The 23,258-nt window shown below is 51.2% G+C and carries 20 protein-coding genes and 1 riboswitch; of the genes, 19 read left to right on the top strand and 1 reads right to left on the bottom strand.

What is annotated here, in order from left to right; translation table 11 throughout:
• The first annotated feature begins 251 nt into the window (after positions 1-251).
• From B1748_RS13825 to B1748_RS13870, 10 genes are all read left to right on the top strand, one after another.
• Positions 252-1,154, top strand: coding sequence for a carbohydrate ABC transporter permease (locus tag B1748_RS13825; protein ID WP_256975653.1), 903 nt, complete (start codon positions 252-254; stop codon positions 1,152-1,154).
• Between the two features lie 33 nt (positions 1,155-1,187).
• Positions 1,188-2,015 carry a carbohydrate ABC transporter permease gene (locus B1748_RS13830; protein ID WP_087568514.1) on the top strand — a complete coding sequence of 276 codons (828 nt, stop codon included), beginning with the start codon at positions 1,188-1,190 and terminating at the stop codon, positions 2,013-2,015.
• Positions 2,016-2,105: 90 nt separating this feature from the next.
• Complete coding sequence (locus B1748_RS13835) at positions 2,106-3,899, top strand: sensor histidine kinase (RefSeq protein ID WP_087568515.1); 1,794 nt, start codon at positions 2,106-2,108, stop codon at positions 3,897-3,899.
• Positions 3,883-5,499, top strand: a complete 1,617-nt coding sequence (locus B1748_RS13840; protein WP_179215580.1) for a response regulator — start codon at positions 3,883-3,885, stop codon at positions 5,497-5,499. The genes B1748_RS13835 and B1748_RS13840 overlap by 17 nt, the downstream gene beginning before the upstream one ends.
• Positions 5,500-5,609: 110 nt before the next feature.
• Positions 5,610-6,980, top strand: a complete 1,371-nt coding sequence (locus B1748_RS13845; protein ID WP_087568517.1) for an ABC transporter substrate-binding protein — start codon at positions 5,610-5,612, stop codon at positions 6,978-6,980.
• Positions 6,981-7,002: 22 nt separating this feature from the next.
• Positions 7,003-8,037, top strand: coding sequence for a Gfo/Idh/MocA family protein (locus tag B1748_RS13850; RefSeq protein WP_087568518.1), 1,035 nt, complete (start codon positions 7,003-7,005; stop codon positions 8,035-8,037).
• Positions 8,030-9,046, top strand: a complete 1,017-nt coding sequence (locus B1748_RS13855; RefSeq protein WP_087568519.1) for a Gfo/Idh/MocA family protein — start codon at positions 8,030-8,032, stop codon at positions 9,044-9,046. The genes B1748_RS13850 and B1748_RS13855 overlap by 8 nt, the downstream gene beginning before the upstream one ends.
• Positions 9,047-9,210: 164 nt before the next feature.
• Entirely contained in the window at positions 9,211-10,530 is a 1,320-nt protein-coding gene (locus B1748_RS13860; protein WP_087568520.1) for a deoxyguanosinetriphosphate triphosphohydrolase family protein, read from the top strand.
• Between the two features lie 168 nt (positions 10,531-10,698).
• Positions 10,699-12,981 (top strand): heavy metal translocating P-type ATPase, encoded by a 2,283-nt coding sequence (locus B1748_RS13865; RefSeq protein WP_087568521.1) that lies wholly within the window; start codon positions 10,699-10,701, stop codon positions 12,979-12,981.
• On the top strand, positions 12,978-13,688 hold the full coding sequence (locus B1748_RS13870; protein ID WP_087568522.1) for a sulfite exporter TauE/SafE family protein: 711 nt from the start codon (positions 12,978-12,980) through the stop codon (positions 13,686-13,688). The genes B1748_RS13865 and B1748_RS13870 overlap by 4 nt, the downstream gene beginning before the upstream one ends.
• 108 nt (positions 13,689-13,796) lie before the next feature.
• On the opposite strand, the gene B1748_RS13875 is transcribed toward B1748_RS13870, so the two are convergent.
• Complete coding sequence (locus B1748_RS13875) at positions 13,797-14,276, bottom strand: hypothetical protein (protein ID WP_087568523.1); 480 nt, start codon at positions 14,274-14,276, stop codon at positions 13,797-13,799.
• Between the two features lie 184 nt (positions 14,277-14,460).
• A riboswitch (cobalamin riboswitch) is annotated at positions 14,461-14,689 on the top strand.
• A gap of 168 nt (positions 14,690-14,857) precedes the next feature.
• Here B1748_RS13875 and B1748_RS13880 point away from each other — a divergent pair.
• The 9 genes from B1748_RS13880 (at position 14,858) to B1748_RS13920 (ending at position 23,097) form a co-directional block, all read left to right on the top strand.
• Positions 14,858-15,847 carry an ABC transporter substrate-binding protein gene (locus B1748_RS13880; RefSeq protein WP_256975654.1) on the top strand — a complete coding sequence of 330 codons (990 nt, stop codon included), beginning with the start codon at positions 14,858-14,860 and terminating at the stop codon, positions 15,845-15,847.
• 4 nt (positions 15,848-15,851) lie between these two features.
• On the top strand, positions 15,852-16,889 hold the full coding sequence (locus B1748_RS13885; protein WP_087568524.1) for a FecCD family ABC transporter permease: 1,038 nt from the start codon (positions 15,852-15,854) through the stop codon (positions 16,887-16,889).
• 1 nt (position 16,890) lies between these two features.
• Positions 16,891-17,688, top strand: a complete 798-nt coding sequence (locus B1748_RS13890) for an ABC transporter ATP-binding protein (RefSeq protein ID WP_087568525.1) — start codon at positions 16,891-16,893, stop codon at positions 17,686-17,688.
• Between the two features lie 61 nt (positions 17,689-17,749).
• The gene (gene cobT, locus B1748_RS13895) at positions 17,750-18,817 is read left to right on the top strand and encodes a nicotinate-nucleotide--dimethylbenzimidazole phosphoribosyltransferase (protein WP_087568526.1); all 1,068 of its coding nucleotides are present in this window, start codon (positions 17,750-17,752) and stop codon (positions 18,815-18,817) included.
• A gap of 13 nt (positions 18,818-18,830) precedes the next feature.
• Positions 18,831-19,463, top strand: a complete 633-nt coding sequence (locus B1748_RS13900) for a bifunctional adenosylcobinamide kinase/adenosylcobinamide-phosphate guanylyltransferase (RefSeq protein WP_087568527.1) — start codon at positions 18,831-18,833, stop codon at positions 19,461-19,463.
• Positions 19,460-20,437 (top strand): adenosylcobinamide-phosphate synthase CbiB, encoded by a 978-nt coding sequence (gene cbiB / locus B1748_RS13905; protein ID WP_087568528.1) that lies wholly within the window; start codon positions 19,460-19,462, stop codon positions 20,435-20,437. Before B1748_RS13900 ends, cbiB begins: the two co-directional genes overlap by 4 nt.
• Positions 20,419-21,231 (top strand): adenosylcobinamide-GDP ribazoletransferase, encoded by an 813-nt coding sequence (gene cobS / locus B1748_RS13910; protein WP_087568529.1) that lies wholly within the window; start codon positions 20,419-20,421, stop codon positions 21,229-21,231. Before cbiB ends, cobS begins: the two co-directional genes overlap by 19 nt.
• Positions 21,232-21,280: 49 nt before the next feature.
• On the top strand, positions 21,281-22,396 hold the full coding sequence (cobD, locus tag B1748_RS13915) for a threonine-phosphate decarboxylase CobD (RefSeq protein ID WP_087568530.1): 1,116 nt from the start codon (positions 21,281-21,283) through the stop codon (positions 22,394-22,396).
• On the top strand, positions 22,393-23,097 hold the full coding sequence (locus tag B1748_RS13920; protein ID WP_087568531.1) for an adenosylcobinamide amidohydrolase: 705 nt from the start codon (positions 22,393-22,395) through the stop codon (positions 23,095-23,097). Before cobD ends, B1748_RS13920 begins: the two co-directional genes overlap by 4 nt.
• Positions 23,098-23,258 lie beyond the last annotated feature (161 nt).

The raw sequence follows: 23,258 nt of genomic DNA on the forward strand, positions 1-23,258 counted from the left end.
TTCAAAAGCAGTATAACAGAAATCTACGACTTTCAAAACGGTCTTGACAAGGTATTAGCTGGTTTTACTTTTTAATATAACGTTTTCGCAAACTTTCGATCAGCGAGTGCGCAGGTGCGCCACTTCTTCGGACTGCTGTTCATTGTATAAATGCATTACATATTATAGATTTGTATTATTTTTGTCCCAAGCTCCCCTGGATACAATAAGAGCATCACAGATAAAGACGCAACAACGAGGGAGAGTTAATTATGACGAATGCCATGAAAATATCAAAGCGCAATAAGTTGGTCGACGGACTATGGGGATACGCATTCATATCGCCTTGGCTAATCGGGTTGTTTCTGTTGACGCTTATTCCAATGGGACAATCGCTATATTTTTCGTTAACGAATTATCATTTGCTTGAGAGTCCTCAGTTCTCCGGCCTTGGGAACTACAAAGAAATCTTTATGAATGACCAAACATTTACACAAGCATTAAAGGTAACCTTTCTTTATGTATTTGTATCGGTTCCGCTGAAGCTGGCGTTTGCGTTGGGCGTGGCGATGCTTTTATACAAATCGATCAAAGGGATGTCGATATTCCGCGCTGTCTATTATTTGCCATCCTTAATAGGCGGCAGTGTGGCTATAGCAGCGATTTGGCGTAATTTGTTCGGATACGACGGATTGGTCAACAAGCTGCTTGGCACGTTTGGAATACCTACGACGGATTTCATTAATATGCCTAACACTTCTTTATCTACACTTATTGTTTTGTCGGTCTGGCAATTCGGTTCATCCATGGTTATTTTTTTAGCGGGTTTAAAACAAATTCCGAAGGATTTATACGAAGCAGCTGCGGTTGACGGTGCCTCTAAGACTCGTATCTTTTTCAAAATGACGCTGCCGATGCTGACACCGATTATTTTGTTCAATACGGTTATGCAAACGATCAATAGCTTTCAAATGTTTACGCAGGCATTTGTTATTACAAAGGGCGGACCCATTGATTCGACTTTAGTTTATGCCTTGTATTTGTATCAAAAAGCGTTTGTATTTTTCGATATGGGTTATGCCAGCGCGCTTGCATGGATTTTGCTCGTCATTATCGGTATTTCGACTGTCATTATTTTTGGCACATCGAAAAAGTGGGTGCACTATGAAAACTAATACGAATAAGCGGCAAGAAGGAGGAGCTATGTGATGGCTCATACAAAGCTGTGGACGAAATATATCGTCCTGATTGCAGGCAGTATTTTAATGATTTACCCAATTCTATGGCTGTTCGGCAGCTCAGTGAAATCCAATACGGAAATGAACAGCACGAGCTTATTTCCCTCACATTTCGAATGGAATAACTTTTTGGACGGCTGGACCGCGATACCGGGATTTACTTTCGGACAGTTTTTTCTGAATTCGTTTTTTATTGCCGGTCTATCTGTTGTTGGCACGGTACTGTCAAGCGCGCTCGTTGCATACGGTTTTGCGCGAATTAAATTTCCGCTTAGAAATTTCTGGTTTGCGATTCTCATGATTACGCTTATGCTTCCAACACAAGTTACTTTGGTGCCGCAATATATATTGTTTAAAAATTTCGACTGGATTGGAACAGCGCTGCCGATTATTGTTCCTCACTTTTTGGCGGTAGGACCATTCTATGTGTTTCTTATTAACCAATTTGTGCGCGGCATCCCGAATGATTTGGATGAATCTGCGAAAATCGACGGCTGTTCACAGCTCGGCATAGCGTTTCGAATCGTGCTGCCGCTCTGTATGCCGGCTATTATTACTTCTGCACTGTTTTGTTTCATTTGGACATGGGATGATTTTCTTGCACAGATGCTCTATCTGACAGATACGGCAAAATATACGGTACCGCTTGCGCTTCGCCTATTTTTGGATAACTCTTCTGCTGTTACTTGGGGTCCGATGTATGCGATGAGTGTTCTGTCTATTTTACCTTGTTTTATACTATTTATGTTCTCGCAAAAATACTTTGTGGAAGGGATCGCTACAACGGGGATCAAGTAGAAAATTATTCTCGTGTACAATTGACTAAAAATCAATTAATCTATTAACCTGGAACCATGAGACTACTACCATGAGACGACGGTGAAGGAAATGAAAAATCCGATTAAAGTGTTTTCCCTTCAGGCCAATCTCTTTACTTCCTTTATTATTATTTCTGCTATTCTCATCTTAACGCTCGGAATAACCAGCTATATGATTACGAATCAAGAGGTCGTCGAAAAGACGATCTCTTCGCGCATTTTATTGCTGGATGAAATTAACAAGCAAATCGATATTCAACTGCAGGCTGTAGAATACGATTCCTTAGTTGCGGCCAGTCATCCCTTGATTGTAGAGTATTTGCAGGAGGAGGAAAACTCATTTTCCAGAATTGAGAAAAATGAGCAAGTGATCGATCTGCTAAGCAGACAGAGCTATATTAAGGAAGGTATTCATTCTGTTCAGCTGTATGCCAAGGGGAGTTCCAACAACTATTATTCAGGGGTTAACGGCATTTTTTCCTACTCGATTTTGGAGCAATCCCCTATGTATGACATGATCCAGCATGCTGATTATATTTGGCTGGGTACCAATAAACTTATTAATGGCAGCTTTGTGCAGCGCAAGGACGATGTCGTCAGCTTTAGCCGCAAGGTGCTCTCGCCTGAGGGCAAGGAGCTGGGGGTGCTCGTTTTTAACGTGAATATTTCATACATGCATAAGCTCATGTCGAGTCATGCAGCCGATGCCGGAAGATTTTTGCTGGATACGAATTCAAGGCTAATTCTCGATTCCAGTCAAGTGAAAAACGACGCTTTGCCCTATTCCGCTATTTCCGAAGCGCTTCCTGACATGATGAATCAGGGAAACTTTCAAAAGCAATATGCCATTCACCATTTTGATGAAAAACAGCTGTTGGTTTGGAGCAAGCAGCAGCGCACGCAATGGGTGTCGCTGGATTTGATTTCATGGACGAGCATCACGGCCGGCAGTCAAAAAATTAAAAATACAATTGTCATTGTGGCGATAATTTGTGTTCTGTTGGCGACAACGTTTGCTTATTTTTTGGCGAGACAATTTGTTCATCCGATTAAAGGGCTTGTAAATGCGATGAAACATTTGAAAACCGGCAGACTGAATACGCGAATCGACAATGAATATGATAACGAATTCGGCTATTTAAATAATCATTTTAATAATATGGCTATCCATATTGAGGAGCTTATCGAGCAGCTGAATCGAAAAAATCAGCAAAAAAGAGAAGCGGATATTAAGGTGCTGCAGGAGCAAATGAACCCTCACTTTATTTATAACACGCTGGATGTGATGAATTGGCATGCCATTGAAGCAGGAGCGGGCGAGATTAGCCGTATGCTTTCATTGCTTGGAAAAATGCTCAGGATCGCGCTTTCGAGCGGCGAATCCTTTATACCGATTAGAAAAGAGGTTGAGCATATTACCTGCTACGTTGAGCTGCAAAAAATTAGATATCAGGATCAAATTCATATCCTTCTTCATATTCCGGAAACAATCAATGATTATTATTTACCTAAATTAACTTTGCAGCCTTTTGTCGAAAATGCGATTATTCATGGCTTTCATTCCAGAAGAAAAGGGTTTATAGCCATTCGTGCTTTGGAGTTGACCGATTCCATCGTTTTTATTGTTGAAGATAATGGTCATGGTATGGAAGATACGGCGAAGGTAAGGGAACAGCAGCATCATGGCGTGAGTAATGTTTCGGATAGAATGGATCTTTACTTTGGTTCTGCCTATGGCGTAAATATAGAAAGCGTTCTTGATAAAGGCACAACGGTTACAATTTCAGTTCCGAAGCTTTCGTCTGTTCCATTGGATTGGGAAAGGTTAAGAGAGGGGCATGATGGTCATGAGCGCAAAGATTAAAGCAGTCATTATCGATGATGATCAAATGACTCTGCAGGGGTTAACCAGAACGATTGATTGGCAAAAGTTGAATGTAGAGATTGCAGGTCTCGCGATTGACGGCATGGAAGGGCTTGCGATGATTGAGGAGCATCAGCCCGACTTAATATTGACGGATATTTACATGCCCAGAATGGACGGAATCGCTATGCTGCAGTCAGCGCGACAAGCAGGCTCCAAGGCAGAGGTCATTATTCTAAGCGGTTATGATGATTTTAATTATGCTAAGTCTGCTTTAAAGCTGAAGGTTTCCGACTATTTGTCCAAACCGGCGACCGTTCCGGAAATTGAAGCCGTACTGCTGGAAACCATCCAAAAGATAAAGCAAAGCAATCAGCATGAGGAGAAAGAACGGGAACTTAAGGATCTTGTAAAATACCACTTGCCTGAAACAAAGAAGAGACTGCTTAAGGGAATGCTTGAGCCTCATTTTTGTGAAAAAGAGTTTTTTGGGAAGGCAACGAAGCAGTTAGGGCTGCACTTTACCAATCAGATTTTTACTGTTGCTGTGCTCGAGTACGTGGTTCCGATCGGCAAAGCTCATTTTGAAAGCAAAGATTTATTAACGTATACCTATGCGGTAACAAACATATTGGAAGAATTAATTTCCAAGCAAGCGAACGTTTATTTGGCGGATGTTCAGAAAAATAAATTTGTTCTCGTCTTCGCCCAGCCTCATCATCTAAGAAAAGAGACGTCTAAAAATAGAATGAAATATGTCATTAAACAGTTTATTGAGCCAATTAAAAATTATTTAAAGCTGGATGTATGGGTTTCGCTGGGCACAATTGAAAATGAGGTTTCTATGGTTTGGCGATCCTACCGCCAGGCGATCAATGCGCTGATTGAGAGAGCGTCTGTAGAGGAGAATTGGCTCGTAGCTGATGAGCAAAGCTTGAACAAGCCGTCCGAATCGCTTCCATCCAAGCCGATTGAACATTATCAGTCACTAATGGAAGTCGTATTGGAGGGACGCTCCGATGAACTTGCCGCGCATATTTCGGGTCTGCTTCTTACCTTGAATGAGCATAAGGCCATGAACGTGCATTATATGCGAAGCGTTGTCATTGATTTGATGGGTATGCTTGCGATCAGCTTGTACCAGCAAGGTATTAATGTAGAGGATATTTATTCGAATGTACGTTGGTATCAGGATCTGGAGCGTATCAATCATGCACAGGATTTGGAGTCCTGGCTGAAGGAAACGATGGCCCTCGTGTGCGATGCGATGGCGAATCGAGTCAATCACAAGCATAAGAAAACGGTAGATTATATTAAAAAGTATGTGAAAGAGCATTTGAATGAGGATGTTACGTTAGACATCATTGCCGATAAAGTGAGCTTGACTCGAAATTATTTGAGTCAAATTTTCAAAGATGTAACGGGTGAAAATTACAACAGCTACGTGACGCATGTTCGAATGGAGCGGGCTAAGGAGCTTATGATGAGCGGAAAGTATAAGCTATATGAAATTACGGCTATGGTTGGCTATAAAAACAATGCCTATTTCAGTCAGCAGTTTAAAAAGCATATGGGATGCAATCCGTCCGATTATTGTTAACCGTATTCATATATTAACGATACTTTTTATAGATTTATATTATTTTGTTTACGATACGGGTTCCTATAATTAAAGACAGCAAGGATAAACGCATACGAGGAGTGAATGACATGACGGGCAGCAACAAGTGGTTTAAAAAGCCTTTATTGATCGCATCCATATCTGCTTTACTAATGTCGCTATTAGCGGCATGCGGTCAAGACAACGGCAATGGCGGCAGCAGCACAACAAAAGGGGAAAATGGCAATAAGGAGCAAGGAGCACAAGAAGAAAAAATTGAATTGCGCTTTGCTTGGTGGGGATCGCAGGGCAGACATGACAGAACTTTGCAAGCGATTGCAAAGTTTGAACAGAAATATCAGAACATTAAAGTGATCCCCGAATATTCCTCTTGGGACGGGTATTGGGAGAAGCTTTCTACGCAGGTATCGGCAGGCAACGCGCCTGACGTGATGCAAATGAGTATTTTGTATATTAAAGAGTATTCCGAACGCGAAGTATTGGCAGATCTCAATCCTTTCGTTGGCAGCGCTCTAAAGATCGACGATTTAAATGCGGATGTGTTAAGCAATCAAGGTACAATAGGCGGAAAGCTGACAGGCATCCCGGTTGCCGATAACGCATCCGTCTTGCTCGTTAATAACGAAATGTTCGATCAAGCTAAAATCGGCAAGCCTGAAAAGGATTCGACTTGGGATGAGCTGTTTGCCATATCGCGTGAGCTGAAAGCGGCGTTAGGGGACAATGTTTACGGAATGTTCGACTCCTCTTCTTCGCTTGAGGCCTTTATGTACTATTTGTTCTCCAAAGGCGACAAGATGTACTCGGAAGATAATCGACTAGGCTATAACGATGAAAATCTTAAAGCATGGATGAGCATGTGGGAGACTGCACGCAAGGAAGGGATAGCTCCTCCCGCTAATATTACGGCTTCAGCCTTGCCGCTAAGCAATGCGGATCCGAATAAGGATGCGCTGTTAAAAGGAACAGTAGCGATGATGGGACCTACTTGGATTGCCGCTTTCCCAGCTTATCAATCCGTCATGACAGATAATGTGGATATGATTTCTTATCCGCGTGCAGAGCAAACAGGCAGCGTACTGCAAACAGCGATGTTCTTTAGCGCCTCCGCCAAATCCAAGAAGCAAGAAGCAGCCGCTTTGTTAATTGATTTTTTAGTCAACAGCGAAGAGGCGGCTGATATATTGGAAACAGAGCGCGGACTGCCTGAGAACAAAAAAGTACGTGAGTATTTAGCTCCGAAATTTACGGATCGCGACAAAAAGATGATTGCGATGCTGGAGCATGTATCGCAAAGCAATCCAGCCTGGTATGATGCTGGTCCAAAGGGGGCTGGCGAAGTAACGGCATTATTCGAGAAAGTTATTCAGAAGCATCAATTTGGCAAAGCTACGATCGAAGAAGCGGTTAAGGAATTCCGCGTAGAGGCTGACAAAATTTTTGCTAGAAACAACGGATAGAGTAAGACAGAGGAGAAGAGATATGGGAGAAAAAAAGTTTGCAATTATCGGCTGTCAGCATAATCATATTGAAATATTCATAGAGCAAATGTATCAGTTGGGCTACAGCTGCGCCGGTATTTTTGAGGAGCATGAACGAACGTTAGCTGCAGTGATTGCTGAAAAATACGAAATCCCACTCGCGGAGGACAAGCTCTCCTTGTTGGGAGAAGCGATTCAAATCGTAGGCTGCGCAAGCATGAATCATGAAAAAATAGAAGTGATTGAGCTGTGCGAGCAGTATGGAAAATCGATTATGGTCGATAAGCCGGCTGTCGTAAATCAAGATGGACTGGCGCGCTTGGAAGCGATTATTGAGCGAAACCGGATTAAAGTGGGGATGCTTTTAACCGAAAGGTTCCATCCGGCTATTTATACGCTAAAGCAATATATCAACCAAGGAAAGCTGGGGGAGCTTGTTCATATTGGCATGAGAAAGCCGCATAAGCTTAACGCTTCTTCACGTCCTGCATGGTTTTTTAACAAGGAGCAGTGCGGCGGGATTTTGATCGACCTATTAATTCATGACTATGACCTTCTGCGCTGGTTTACGGGGAAAGAGATCAAGAGCTCTGCAGGTCTGGTAGGCAAAAGCGTTCTTCCAGAGCATCCAACCTTCTATAATACGGTGAATGTTCAAGTAGAGCTTGACGATGGTTTACTGACGCAGCTTTACGCCGATTGGCATACGCCGTCAAAGAGCTGGACCTGGGGCGACGGGCGTATCTTCGTAACAGGAACAAAGGGCTTTGCCGAGCTGCGGCTTAGCGGCGATCCTTTAATGGGGTCAAGCGATCCAATCATGTTGTACGCTAGCGAGGAAGAGGAATGGAGCAAGGTGGATCTTATCCAGCCTCATGCCACCATTACGGCGGATTTTCTTGGTTTTATAAAAGGAGAAGCTTCTCTGCTTACGCATGAGGAGCTGATCAAAGCGAGCAGAGCTGTACTGGACGCCGATGCTGCCGTACTCTATCAGTTAATTCCATCATCCAAGGAGAGTGAGCCGCATGTTTAAGCCGGTTCGATTTGCGATAGTGGGCTGTGGAGTGATCGCCGATATTCATGCCCAGGGCATTAACCAGCTTGAAGAAACGGAACTGTCCGCCGTATGCGATGCAGATGAGGAGAAGGGCCGGGCATTCGCGGACAAGTATGGCGCCAAATACTATGCGAGCTTTGAGGAAATGCTTGCCGATCCGGATATTGAGGTTGTAAATATATGCACGCCAAGCGGGATGCATCCCGAGCACACGATGCTTGCCGCTCGTGCAGGCAAGCATATTATTTGCGAGAAACCGCTGGCAATCAAGCTGGACGACCTGCTGCATATGATTCGGGTATGCAAAGAGGAGAACGTAAAGCTGGCAACGGTTTTTCCTAGACGAATGGCGCCAGCTGCGCAATATGTAAAGCAGATGCTGGGAGAAGGCAAGCTGGGCAAACTCACCTTATGCGATGCTTACGTAAAAATATATCGTTCTCAGCAATATTACGACAGCGCCGGCTGGAGGGGAACATGGGCGGTTGATGGCGGAGGAGCGATGATGAATCAAGGCATTCATATCGTGGACCTTCTGCAATGGTTTGCAGGGCCCGTAAGAACCATCTATGGAAAGGCCTGCGCTCTGCAAAGAAGCATTGAAGTAGAAGACACAGCCGTTTCGGCACTTACCTTTGAAGGAGGCGGACTGGGCGTCATGGTCATGACGACAACCTCTAATCCGGAGCTTGGACAACGAATCGAGCTTCATGGAGAAAGAGGGACTCTCGTCTATGAAGATGATCAAATTAAGCAGCTTATGATAGACGGCGAACCTGTGGAACTGCCGATATTCGAGCCATTTGCAGTTCTTCCTGACGGCCACCGTATTCAAATCCGCGATATGGCGTATGCCGTGCGTGAAGGCCGGGAGCCTGTCGTAACGGGCGAGGACGGCATTCATGCTCTGCAAATGATATTGGGTACGTATGAATCTTCTCGAATGGGCAAAGAAATTGATTTGAGCATGACCGCAGACTGGTGAAGGATTCTGGATAAAACGTAAAAATAGTGAAATATGATTAATGCTAGTCGGTATGCCGGGTGTTTTAGCACTCGGCTATTTTTATGGGTTATGCGATATTTTTTGCCAAACAGGGGCAAGATATGCCATTATCATCTTAGACAATGCGGAAAAGGTGATGACAGATGAATATTCGCAAGCTCAGGCTGCATGACATAGGAAATACGCTATCGAGCGAGGATCGCGACGAATACGAGAAGGACTACGCCAGACTGATCCAGTCGCCGGCATTCCGGAGGCTGCAAGGCAAATCGCAGGTGTTCGGGGCGGGCTCCGGAGATTATTATCGCACCCGGCTGACCCACTCGCTGGAAGTATCGCAGATCGCCAGAGAGGTGGCGCGCCGGCTAGGCAAAACGTATTCGTTCCTGGCGAAGAACGAGCATCCGGGCTTGCTGCTGGTTCCCGAGGTGGTGGAATGCGCGGCGCTCGCGCACGACCTCGGCCACCCGCCGTTCGGCCACAAAGGAGAAGAGGTGCTGAATCATATTTTGCGGGCCGGATACGGCATTCCGTATGAAGGCAACGCGCAAAATTTCCGTATTCTCATGTTTCTGGAAAAGCGGGCCGGAAGCGATCGCGGGCTAGACTTATCTGCCGCCGTACTTCTTGCGACCAACAAATACCCCTTTAATCTGGACGACCCTGGGCGGATGAAGGGCGTTTATCCCATGGAGTGGGCGGGAATCGACTATTTGCGCGGATTATGGGGGATGCCGGAGGGCTGCAGCACGCTGGAAGCCCAGCTCATGGATCTTTGCGACGATATCGCCTATTCCACCCACGACATCGAAGACGGCATTCGCGCGGGCAAAATCCTGTTGTCCGACGACTTTTTTGAGGACGATCGGCTTGTGAAGCGGGTCGTGCAGGAAATCATCGATGATCCCGCAACGATGGAGGCTGTCCATTGGGAGAAGGCGGATCTAAGGGGCATGGTAAAGACGGTCCTCGACGACTACTACCGGCAATGGAAGGAAGTGTACGTCCAGTACGGTCGCGAGGCTTCGCGAACACGCCGCGAGATGAAGGCGCGGTGGGTCAGCAGGTTCGCCAACAGCGTCGGTATCATCGACGATCCCAGGACGGGGTGGAAACGAATTACATTCGTGAGAGACGGAGCGGAGGATCTGGAGCTGCTGCGGACGATGGAAATATTGAAGAAGCTCGCATGGGTGACGCTGATCAAGGATTTCCGCGTACAACGGCTGCAGAAGCGGAGCGAAAATATGTTGAAGCGTCTATGGGACAGCCTGGAAGATTACGAGACCGGGCGTCTCATCCTGCCGCCGGATTGGGTGGAGAGCTACGACACGCAAAATGGCGCATGGCCATGGGAACGGCTTGTCGCCGATTACATCGCCGGCATGACGGACGCCTACGCCGAGAAGGTGTATACGGAACTGTTCGCCAGCCGCTCGGGCTCCATCTATGAGCGGGATTAAGGGAAGTCGAAAGAAGCGGTTCAAACAGCAGATGATTCCTGGCAGGAAGCGGGAATCATCTTTTTTGTTCTTCTGCATATAGTTTAGGGCAGAAGTACGAGCCCGTTCCGCTGGCGCCAGCCTGTTGGAGACGAGCCGTCAGTCCCTGCGGATCGGAGTCGATGGAGGATGAAGAGAAGCGTAGCTTTCGAGGAGGCCGGTCGCGACGGAGTCGTGACGGAGCTGGATTTTACGATACAAGGGATGAGCTGCTCGGCCTGCGCGGGCAGAATTGAACGTGCGGTTGGCCGATTGGAAGGAGTTCATGAAGCGGCGGTCAGCTTCCCGCTTCGTACAGCGTGGGTGCAGATGGATGCCGGCAAGGTTTCGCGCGAGGAAGTCGAGCGCAAAATCAATACCCTCGGATTTACCGCTATGACGACGGAGTCGGCGGGACGAGGGCTGCGCAAGGAACGTACCGCATTGCTTGTCCGCTTTATCGCTTCGGCGCTGCTCACGCTGCCGCTGCTGGCTTCGATGCTGCAGCATATTCCCTTCTTGCAGCCCCTAGCGGGCTTCTTGCCTCTATGGCTTCACCAGCCTTGGCTGCAGTTGATTCTGGCTACGCTGATCCAGTTCGTCATCGGAATGCCGTTCTACTTCGGCGCTTATCATGCCATCAGGCAGCGAAGCGCCAATATGGATGTCCTTGTTGCGCTGGGCACGACGGCGGCTTATCTGTACAGCCATTACGTCGTTTTTACGGAAGGCTTTGTACATTCGACGGATTGGCCGCATCATGCGGCTCCGCTTTATTTTGAGACGTCGGCGGTCGTCATAACGGCCATTCTCCTCGGCAAGCTGATCGAGACGAACGCCTCTCTGCGCACATACGACGAATCGTTCGGTTTCGGACAACTTCAGAGCGGCACGGCGAAAGTGGAGAGAGAAGGGGAGATCGTCGAGATCCGGACGGAATTCGTCCGCGAAGGAGAGATCGTCATCGCGAACGGCGGCGATCTGATTCCGGTGGACGGTACGGTCGCAAGCGGCGAATCCATGGTGGATGAGTCGTTGCTGACCGGCGAAAGTCTAGGCGCGGCGAAGCTGCCCGGCGACGATGTATGGGCGGGGACAATGAATGTATACGGCACGCTGCGGATCCAGACCAAGGCGGCTGGTCACGATACGATGGTAAGCCGAATTGCGGAGCTGGTCAGACAAGGGCAGCGCTCCAAGTCGAGCATACAATCCCAGGTAGACGCAGCTGCGGGCTGGTTCGTTCCGATGATGCTTATGGTGGCTGCTTTGAGTTTATTGTTATGGGGATTATGGCTGAAGCCCGGCGATTGGGGGCATGCGGCGACTTGCGCCATTGCCGTCCTGCTCGCCGCTTGTCCTTGCGCGTTGGGACTGGCGGCGCCAATCTCGCTCGCCATCGCATCGGGCAGACTTGCGAAGCGCGGCATCATCGCAAAGGAAGCGAGCGTGCTGGAGCGGCTTGCCGCGATTCGGACTATCGTTCTCGACAAGACGGGAACGTTGACGGAGGGCAAGCCGAAGGTAAAGCATATGCAGGCATTTTCGATGGGCCAATCAGCCCTGCTGCGAGTGACCGCAGCCTTGGAAGCGGAGTCCCGCCATCCTTTGGCGGAAGCGTTACGGGAGGAAGCTCGAAGGCTCGGCATGAAAGTCACGGCAGCGGAGGAGATTGTGACGACCGTCGCCGGAGGCGTGAAGGGACGGATACATGGCATTACTTACACTTACGGCAATCTGAGGCATGTCGAACGCGAAGGATACCGCATCGGAGCTGTTGCTGGGCAGGCGGCCAAGCTGCGGGAGCGGCTTGGGGAGACGGTGCTGTATGCGATGAAGGAGGAGGAATGTATCGGTATCGTCGGCTATTCGGATCGTTTGAAAAGCGACGCGGCACAGACAGTCAAGGACCTTCGCAAGCTCGGCGTCGAACCGATGATCGCGACCGGAGATCATGAAGCCCCCGCAAGAGCCGCGGCATCGATGCTTGGCATCCGCGATGTAAGGTCGTCCATGCTTCCGGAAGACAAGCTTGCTTATGTCGAGAGCTTGAAGTCTCGCGGCGCAAAGGCTGCTTTTGCCGGAGACGGCTGGAACGACGCGCCGGCGCTGGCTGCCGCGGATGTCGGGATCGCGATGGGAGACGGGACGGAAGGCGCGCTGTCTGCCGGCCATATGACGCTGCTGTTCTCGAGGCTGCCCGCCATACCGGAGGCCATACGGATCAGCCGCCAAACCTTGAGCAACATTCGGCAAAATCTGGCTTTCGCGCTGCTTTATAACGCCTTCATTATCCCCTTCGCCGCGATGGGCATGTTGCAGCCATGGATGGCCGGAACCGCGATGGCGCTTAGCTCGGTATCGGTAGTCGGCAACGCGCTGCGCCTGCGGGGACGGCTGAGCATGGCGGAAGCAAGAGGATTGCAAGGATGATCACCTGGCAGACGGCCGGACTGGTGCTGCTGACGGGATTGTTCAGCGCTCCGCATTGCATCGGCATGTGCGGCGGCATCGTATCTTCGGTATCGTTGCATTCGGGATTGACGGCGACGAGGTCGATGCTGTTGTACAACGCGGGACGGATTTTGTCTTATAGCGCAATGGGCGCGATGATGGGCGCGGTAGGTTCGTTCGTCGATGTTGCGGGCGACCTGGCTGGCGTGCGGGGGCTGGCCTCCATCATCGGAGGCGCGTTCGTGCTTCTCTGGCTTTGGCGCAGATTTCAACTTCCGCTTATGGGCAGGCTGTCCGGCATGCTTCATCGAGGTTTGGCGAGCGGGGGAGCTTCGGCAGATGGAGAATCCGTTGCGCGCCCGAGTCGCACCAGCGACTCCATGCACGTGATCGCGACGGGCATCGCCTTCGGTTTTTTGCCTTGCGGCTTAACTTATGCCATGGGGATGAATGCAGCGGCATCAGGCTCGATGCTGGAAGGCGCTTTGATCATGATGCTGTTCGGATTTGGCACCTTCCCTGCGTTGGCTGCAGCCGCATCCATCGCGGCATTCGCGAACCGTCGCTGGCGGCGTTTTATGCGCAGGGCAGGCGTCGTCACGGCAGCTGCGGTCGGCGTTGTCGCGATTCTCAGAGGGCTGGCGGTAAACGGATGGATTCCGTCGATCTCGCCTTGGTTGTGGTAATCCGCCGGCGAATGCGAATACGAACAACTTATGGTGCAAGGCAGGACGTCATCGCATAAAGCAGCATCAGATAGCTGGACAAGTTACCGTGATTAAATATTAATGACATTAATATACTGCCTTCAAAGTTCTGGAGGTTGTAAAAGAATCGCCGTTAGCAGGCTCTATAACTGCGGTCGCACGCCATAGGCCAGCCATAAGTGGCATGCCGTCTCCTTCGTATTGACCGGGGGATGTTTCCTGCATGTCGAATAAATAATCGCCGCATAACATATTCAGCATTTCCAGCTTTACGTTAATAACGGAATCCGTTAGGGGCTCGCCGAAGTCGTCCCGCAAGACGAGTACAAAAGGGTTCGGTTGAAGTACGACGGCCGGATATTGTTCGATGGACCACTCGATTTGCGCATCGGGCCGATCATGCAGCGTTGTAGCGGAATCGGCAGCGCCGGCAGACAAGGAGAGCGTGGCCAGATAGATGACAATAGCTATTAATAAAATGGCTGCTGCCCAAAGCATATATTTCCATCGGTTTGACGATCCTGCTGTTTTTTGCCCGGTTGTATTCGTAAGCTCGGTTTTAGACAATCGATTACCTCCTTCAAACATGTACCGCCGGGTTCCGGAGCAGGTTCCCGTTTCTTACTCGTATGCAGGGACGCGCACCCGTTATGCGAATCAGGCATTAAAAATACGGATATACGATGGACAAATGTGGGGAGCAAGTGTATAGTTACTACTGACCAAGTTGAATAGCAATGATAGAGGCGTCAAGCTCTACCGCAAGGCCGCTGCCCAGCGTCCCGCGCGGTTGAGCCTTGACTTAATTGGGGAAGCCGGTTGAAATCCGGCGCGGACCCGCCACTGTAAGGAAGGGAGCCTGCATAGATTGTTTGCATGGTCTCCGAGCGCGGCAGCATGAAAACATTGAACATTCCGTTCGATAGAACATGCCGACTCAACTTCCAAGCCAGGATACCAGCCTGTATCTTTACGCCGTTGCCTACGCGGAATTAGGCTGGTGTTGGATGGGGCAATATCCGGCCGAATTGGCGGGTATACGCGAGCATTTCCGGCACATGTGCTGGAAGTGCTTTTTTGTTGTTAATTTCGCTGAAATCATGAACTGTGAAACGGGTCTAAGATGAAGAGAGAGTGGGGAACCAACCTTGAAACAAAAAAAAGTATGGAGCGCGCAATCCTGGCTTAGCTTGCTGATGATCGTCCTTATGCTGACGCTTGCGGCATGTTCGGGCAACAATGACAAAACGACGGGAGGCGCATCGGCCGAACCATCGCCAACGGCGTCGACACAACCGCAAGAGACGGAAGCGACAGCCGAAGAGACGGTTTATCCGCTGACGATAGTCGACGTTACCGGGACGGAGCTTGTGTTTGACAAAGCGCCGACTGCTGTCGTATCGATCGCCCCTAGCGAGACGGAATCCATCTTTGCCATCGGCGGCGGCGAAACGGTCGTTGGCGTCGACAGCAACAGCAATTATCCGGAGGAAGTGAAGGGATTGCCGCAGGTCGGCGATTATATAACGAATATCGAAGCCGTTGCCGCGCTGAATCCGGATCTCGTACTGGCTGCTTCCATGAACGGCGATGCCATTACGAAGCTCCGCGAACTGGATATTCCCGTATACGTAACGGATCCGAAGTCTTACGAAGAAGTCGTTGCCAAACTCGAGGATCTTGGTAAAATAATGAATATGAATACTGCAGCTGCGGAAGCGGCCGATAAAATGCGCTCAACGCTTGCCCAAGTGACGAACGCGGTGAAGGATGCCGAAAAGAAAAAGGTTTACCTGGAGATTAGCCCAGGCTGGACGGTCGGCTCCGGCGAGTTTCTGGACGCTATGATTACGCTGGCCGGCGGCACAAACGTCGCTGCTTCGCAGCCAGGGTGGTTCGAGGTCAACGTCGAGGAAGTCATTACGCAGAATCCTCAAATAATTATCTATCCTGAATACGGAGAAGGAAGCCCGGCTGAAGCGGATATCGTGGCGCGCCCTGGCTGGTCTGAGCTTGACGCCGTGAAAAACGATGCCATCATCGCTGTAGCGAACGATCCCCTCGTACGCGTGGGTCCGCGCCTGGCCGACTCCTTGCTGGAGCTGGCCAAGGCTATTCATCCCGAGCTTATAAAATAAGCACATGAACAGAACATTAATCGGTTATGGAGGAGCAGCTATGCTCCTTCTTGCTGTTTCTATCACTGCCAGTTTGTCTACGGGCTCCGCTGGGCTGTCTTTCGCGGACGTATGGGGCATCTTGCTCCATCAGCTGCCCTGGATGCCGGACGCGGATACGATATGGTCCCGCGGCGAGGTGGCGATCGTCATGCAGGTCAGACTGTCGCGCGTGCTGCTAGCCGTGCTAGTCGGCGCTTGTCTTGCGCTTGCGGGCACGGGCTTTCAAGGCGTGCTTCGCAACCCGCTTGCTGATCCGTACACGCTTGGCGTTGCTTCGGGGAGCTCGGTTGGCGCGGCTTTCTTGATTTTATTCGGTTTCCAGCTGGCCATTGGCGTCTGGACGATTCCGATTGTCGCTTTCCTGACGGGAATTGCGACCCTGCTGGGCGTAATCGCCTTATCGCGTTCCAATGGCGTGATGCAAATCCAGACGCTTATTTTGTCCGGAGTCATTCTGCAATCGTTTCTTGGCGCTTTCGTTTCGCTGATGGTGTCGATGTCGGAGGGCGTCGTCAATCAAATCCTGTTCTGGATCATGGGCTCGCTCGCGATGCGAGGATGGGAGCATGTGACGATGCTGCTTCCGTTTCTATTGATCGGGCTGGTCATATTGATCGCATACAGCGGCACGATGAATTTATTCGTCCTCGGAGAAAGGCAGGCCGCCCATCTTGGCGTGCGGGTCGAACGAACCAAGCTGATCGTGTTGGTCGCGTCCACGCTGCTAACGGCAGCCGCGGTATCCGTCTCCGGCGTAATCGGTTTTGTAGGTCTCGTTGTGCCGCATATGATCCGGCTAATCGTCGGACCGGATTATCGGTACATCACTCCTTTGTCGGCGATTGCCGGCGGTATTTTTCTACTGTGGGCGGATACGCTGGCCAGGACGGCGCTTAGTCCAAAGGAACTGCCGCTCGGAGTCGTTACGGCGCTGGTCGGCGCGCCTTTTTTTGCTTACTTGCTGCATCGCCGGATGAAGGATCAGAAAGGAGAGGAGTAGGATGGAGCTTTCGCTATGTAACATCTCCTATTCCGTGCCAGGCAAACGAATCTTGCAAAACATAAACGAGAGTTTTAAACCGGGGCGATTCTACGGCATAATTGGGCCTAACGGCGTTGGCAAGTCGACGCTGCTCAAGCTGCTGTCCGGGATCGAGAAGCCAGAGCAAGGTGAAGCTCGTTTGGAAGGACGCGACATTAGCGCTATCCCGCGCAAGGAACTTGCTCGTGACGTTGCGGTTCTACAGCAAGGCGGCTTGGCGCCGGTTGGTTTTACCGTAAAAGAGATTGTGCGGATGGGCCGATTTCCATATCAGAGCTGGCTTGGAGGCGAGTCCGCCGATCCGGAGCCATTAATTAATGAAGCGTTGGAGTCGATGGGGTTGACCGGGCTGCAGCATCGTCGCTTGCATCAGTTAAGCGGAGGCGAACGTCAGCGCGTTGCGCTTGCCAAGCTGATGGTGCAGCAGCCTCGGATTTTGCTGCTCGACGAACCTACGACGTACCTCGATATCGGGTATCAGATCCAATTGCTGGACAATGTGCGTGCTTGGCAAAAGAGCGAAGGGCTGCTCGTTATCGCCGTTTTGCATGATCTGAATTTGGCGGCGATGTATGCGGACGAGCTTATTGCTTTGCATGAAGGCAAAGTGCTGGCGAGAGGCGTGCCGGATGCCGTTTTGCAGCCTGATCTCATCGAGACGATGTATGAGACGCGAGCGACGATTATTCGTCATCCCGAGCTGGACGTTCCTCAGGTTATGCTCGCTCCTGGCGTTATAAAATCTAACGGGCTATAATCCAGAAGTTTAGAAGCGCATGTAAGACGTCTTTAGCCGCTATCAAGGAGGAAGTATCATAATGGCAATCGAGGAATTGGAGCAGAAGTTGAAGGACGTCATCATGTCTATTCCTGCATATGACACGGATGCCGCAGAACGGGCACGGCGACATTCGGATCAATTGACGAAGCCTCCCGGCAGCTTGGGCAAGCTGGAGGAAATGGCGGCAAGGCTGGCTGGCATAAGCGGCAAGCTGTGGCCGGACCTGTCGCGGCGAGCGGTTATCGTAATGGCCGGCGATCATGGCGTATGCGAGGAAGGGGTCAGCGCGTTTCCATCCGCCGTAACGCCGCAGATGGTCATGAACTTCCTGCACGGAGGCGCGGCAGTGAACGTATTAGCCCGCCAGGCCGGCGCGGAAGTGGTCTGCGTAGATATGGGGGTAGCGGCAGATCTGTCTCATCCGGATTTGATATCGCGTAAAGTTGTTTATGGAACCGCCAATATGGCGAAAGGCGCGGCAATGAGCCGAGAACAGACACTTCAGGCCATTGTGGCAGGCATTAATATCGCCGAAGAGAAGGCAAAGCAAGGCATCGCCCTGTTCGCTACCGGAGAGATGGGAATCGGCAACACGACTGCAAGCGCGGCAATCGCATCCGTGCTGGGCGGTTTGTCTGCGGAGCTGGCCGTCGGCAGAGGGACGGGTATCGGAGATGAAGCTCTGATGCGCAAGATCGAAGTCGTACGCAAGGCCATCGCGGTAAATGAGCCAAATCCGGGCGACCCCGTCGATGTTTTGGCTAAAGTGGGCGGCGCGGAGATCGCCGGACTGGCGGGCGTTATGATAGGGGCCGCGGCGAACCGTTGTCCCGTCGTGATCGACGGGTACATTTCGTCTGCCGCGGCATTGGCAGCTGCGCGGCTGGCGCCAGGAGCGTTGCCTTATATGTTGGCGTCCCATTTGTCGCATGAACACGCGCATGGCGCTTTGCTGGAGGTGATCGGTCTGTCTCCGATCATTCATCTTGAGATGCGCTTGGGTGAAGGAACGGGAGCTGTGCTTTGCTTCCACTTGATCGACGCAGCTCTTCAATTAATGACGGAGATGGCGACTTTCGACAGCGCGGGCGTCTCGAAAGGATAGGAGGAAACGAAGTATGGCCGTTCTTATCACGGGAGGAGCGCGCAGCGGCAAAAGCGCGTTCGCGGAGCGTTACGCCCGCTCCATCGGCAAGGAAGGCATCTACGTGGCGACAGGACAAGCGTTTGACGACGAAATGGCGGATCGAATCCGGCAGCATCGCCTTGATCGCGAGAAACAGGCCGGGATAACGTGGACAACAGTCGAAGAACCTTTCAAGCTAGCGGAATGGCTGCAAGCTTACACGGACAATAACCATTCTAATGGCAGCCTCCAATCAGAGTCCTATCATTCCCGTCCGAATTCGATAAGCGGCAATTTGCGTAGTCCCGTTATTCTTGTAGATTGTTTGACATTATGGCTGACCAATCATCTCCTGAGGGAAGAGGAGGACCCGTCTGTACAGTTATCCGTGGAAATCGACAAGCTGATCGCCGCCATCTCCGCGTTCCCCTTGCCCCTGCTCCTTGTCACCAACGAGGTCGGCGACGGAATAGTACCCGGCTATCCGCTCGGGCGTCGCTTTCGCGACGAAGCAGGGCGATTAAATCAACGCGCAGCAGCCGTGTCCGAACGGGTTTTTCTCGTGACGTCCGGCATCCCGGTTGATCTTCGTTCCATCGCGTTCCGCTTCGAAGAGGACATATGATCTACAGCTTCCAGGAGCTCCTGCTGTTATCGGCTGCGGCCATCGTCATTGACTGGATCATCGGCGATCCCCGTTGGCCGACGCATCCCGTTATCTGGATAGGGCGATGGATACGCTGGATCGAGAAGCGGCTATTGACGGATCGGCATCGAAAACATCCCTTCGCGGGGCGATCATTAGGCTGCCTGCTTACAGTTTCTACTATGCTGCTCTGCATGGGGACGGTATGGGGAATAGTCGCAATCGCCGACTTCATTCATCTTTGGCTTGGTTATGCGGTATCGGCTTGGCTGATCTCGACGACGATTGCGGTCAAAGGGCTGAAAGATGCGGCAATGCTTGTCTATAAACCGCTTGCCAATGGCGATCTGCCGGAGGCTCGCCGTTATGTCGGCTACATCGTCGGCAGGGATACTTCCAGTCTCGATGAACGGGAAGTGACGCGGGCGACAGTCGAGACCGTTTCGGAGAATACGGTTGATGCGTTCGTTTCGCCCATTTTGTTCGCGCTATTGGGAGGCGCGCCATTGGCCATGTTGTATCGTGGCGTTAACACGCTCGACTCTATGGTTGGTTACCGCAATGACCGTTATCGTTATTACGGATGGTGTTCCGCCCGAATGGATGATCTTCTCAATCTTATACCGGCCAGAGTAACCGGCCTCTGCATGATTATCGCGGCAGCTATTCTGCCGGGAATGAATCCATGGAGAGCATTGACAAGCATATGGTCCTTCGCCCGCCGTCATCCGAGCCCGAACAGCGGCATTCCGGAATCGGCAACTGCCGGCGCGCTCGGAATCGAGCTTGGGGGACGCAATGTATACTTTGGCACGGTCAGCGAACGGGCGAGAATGGGTTATCCGTTGCGGCCGATTTCTATTGAAGATACCCGCTCCGTCATCAGGTTGTTATATGCCGTTAGTTGTATGGTTGGAATAGGAGTGGTGCTGACATGGTTCGTCGTTCGTTGAAGGAAGAAGGGTTCGCGGCCATTGCGGCCATCCAATTTCTCACCAGATTGCCTATACCCGTTGTCGTGCCTTTCGAGCCGCGTGTTTTGGCGCGGAGCGTGGCTTACTTTCCATTGGCTGGTCTGGCTATTGGCGTTTTGACGGCAGGATTGGCATGGTTGCTGTCATTCGTGTTGCCGCTCTGGCCAGCATCGATTCTTACATTAGCCGTTTGGCTCGGACTAAGCGGGGGACTTCATCTCGATGGCTGGATGGATACGGCAGACGGCGTACTGAGCCATCGTTCCCGCGAGCGAATGCTGGATATTATGAAGGACAGTCGGGTTGGCGCGATGGGAGCGGCGGCGGCAATTCTGCTTCTCATGCTCAAAGCATCGCTGCTGGTTGAACTGATGGGTTATGGGATAACCGCTTTGTTGCCCGCACTGATTGCTGCTTCCTGTTTTGGAAGAACCGCGATGGCTTTGGCGATTATCGGCTGGCCGCCAGCACGGAAAACGGAAGGTTTGGGTTCGTTGTTTAACGGGGTTAATAAACGACGAGCGGCCGTTAGTTATGTTTTATCTGTCGCATTTTGTTACATTATGTTAAATGTTAATGGAGTTAATGAAATAATTTTATTGTCGAGTTCGCTCGTTGCATCATTGTTTATGTCGTTAATTGTCTGGGGATTTGGCGGCTGGTTGGCCCGCAAGCTAGGAGGTTTGACCGGCGATACATATGGAGCGATAAACGAGGCGGTCGAAGCGGCGATGCTGCTCCTGGCTGTCGTCGGCGTACGCCTTTGGTTATAAGCGGCCGTTTTAAAAAGCAAACGATTATTGGCATTCGGGAGGTGATGGCATGTTAGAGAGGTATGGACACGGAGGCGATCTGAGAACGGCCTCGGAAGTGTTCGGCAAAAGCGTCGAATCCTTCGACGACTTCAGCTCGAATATGAATCCGCTGGGACCGCCGCCGTCGATAAGGAATGTACTTGCAGGATACCTGGAACATATTCATGCTTATCCGGATCCGGCTTCACGGGCTTTAAAGAAGACGCTTGCGGATAGACACGGCATACCGGAGAACGCGATTCTTGTCGGCAATGGAGCGGCCGAGATTATTGATCTTGCCGTAAGAGCGATTAGGCCGGGAATAACCGCGCTTGCGATGCCTTGCTTCGACGAATACGGCGATGCCGTTCGCAAGTTGGGCGGAGAAATCTATCCCGTTCCGTTGGATGCGGCGAAAGAATTCGAATTGGGCGAAGCGGAGATCGATGCGGCATTAGAGCGATCCGGCGCCGACTTATATATGTTGGGTTCGCCAAATAACCCGACGGGGAGGCTGGTAGATTCCGGCCTGATTTACAGGCTGCTGGACAGCGGCGCGTTTGTCGTGCTGGATGAAGCCTTCCTTGACTTCGTCCCAGACGAAGGAAAGGTCACGCTTGTGCAAGCAGCTGCGCAGCATGAACGTTTTATCGTCATTCGCTCCATGACGAAGTTCTATTCGGTTCCGGGCATACGGTTAGGGTATGCCGTTGGAAAACCTTCGACAATCTCTCGGCTGCGAAAGCTCCAAGTGCCGTGGAGCGTCAATTCGCTGGCGCAGCAGATCGGGGAAGCGGCATTGATGGACGCCGAATTTGAGGCGAGAAGCAGGCAATGGCTGGTGACCGAACGAAAGTGGTTAACCGATGAGCTTAGACGCATGGACATGCAAGTCACGCCGAGCGAAGCAAACTATTTGCTGCTCCGCTTGCCGGAAAGCTCCCGGCTTCGGCTTAGCGCAAGTCAGCTGCAATTGGAGATGGGACGGCGCGGCGTCCTCATTCGCGATGCTTCCCGCTTTCAGGGTCTGGATCATCGCTACATTCGTGTAGCGATTAAGCTTCGGGAGCAGAATGAGCGGCTGCTGCGCGCTTTATCGGAATGCCTGGTCGCCGCAGAAGACGGAAGCGGGGATTCCGCATGACCCAGCCCTTCCGAACAATGGCCCGATACTCGCCTGTAATATGGCCAGAGCTGAGTCTGGAGCTGGAGGAAGATTTGCTTCGCGTCACGTTTCCTGTCGGGCTGCATGTACTGAGCAGCGCCATACTGCCCGGCGGCTTCTCGGAGGCCGAAACGCTGCTAAACTGGAAGGTACCGCTCGATTACGGCGGCGGCGATCCATTGTCCCAGCTCAGTTCACGATGTCAGCTGGCGGGGGAGGACCCGGCACGAACGATTGGATTTATGACGGCGGCAAAGCTGACCCATGCCTCCATCCAGGAGCGTGACGGAGATCAGTGCAAACTTGTATGCTGCGCGACCGCCGGCACGCGCAACGCCGCGCGTGCCGGCTATGGTCGCGAGACTTATTCGGCCTATGATCCGGGGACGATCAATATAGCGATCTTTATCGACGGACGCATGACAGAATCGGCGATGGCAGGAGCTATCATCACGGCAACGGAAGCGAAGAGCGCCGCGCTGCAAGAGCTGGGTATCAAGGAGTGGGGGACGGAGCGTCTGGCAACCGGCACCACGACCGACGCCATAGCCGTCTGCGTCAGTCAGCGAGGGAGCGAGACGCATGCTTATGCAGGCGTCGCGACGACGATCGGCTGCGCGATTGGCGAAGCCGTCTTCCAAGCCGTATGGGAAGCGGTTGCTACGCAAAGCGAAGCCTAGCGGGAGGTTTGAGCCGGATTCGACGGGGGAATGCTGAACAAATCGATCTTTTTTTGTAATGACCCTGCAACTTTTCCATTATCTGAACGTCTATACGATAGCGCGCAGGGACGGCTTAAGAGGGCGGCATACGCTTCTGGCGGACCATACATGGCATTGCG

The sequence above is a fragment of the Paenibacillus sp. MY03 genome, from assembly GCF_002165585.1.
Classification (GTDB): Bacteria; Bacillota; Bacilli; order Paenibacillales; family Paenibacillaceae; genus Pristimantibacillus; species Pristimantibacillus agaridevorans.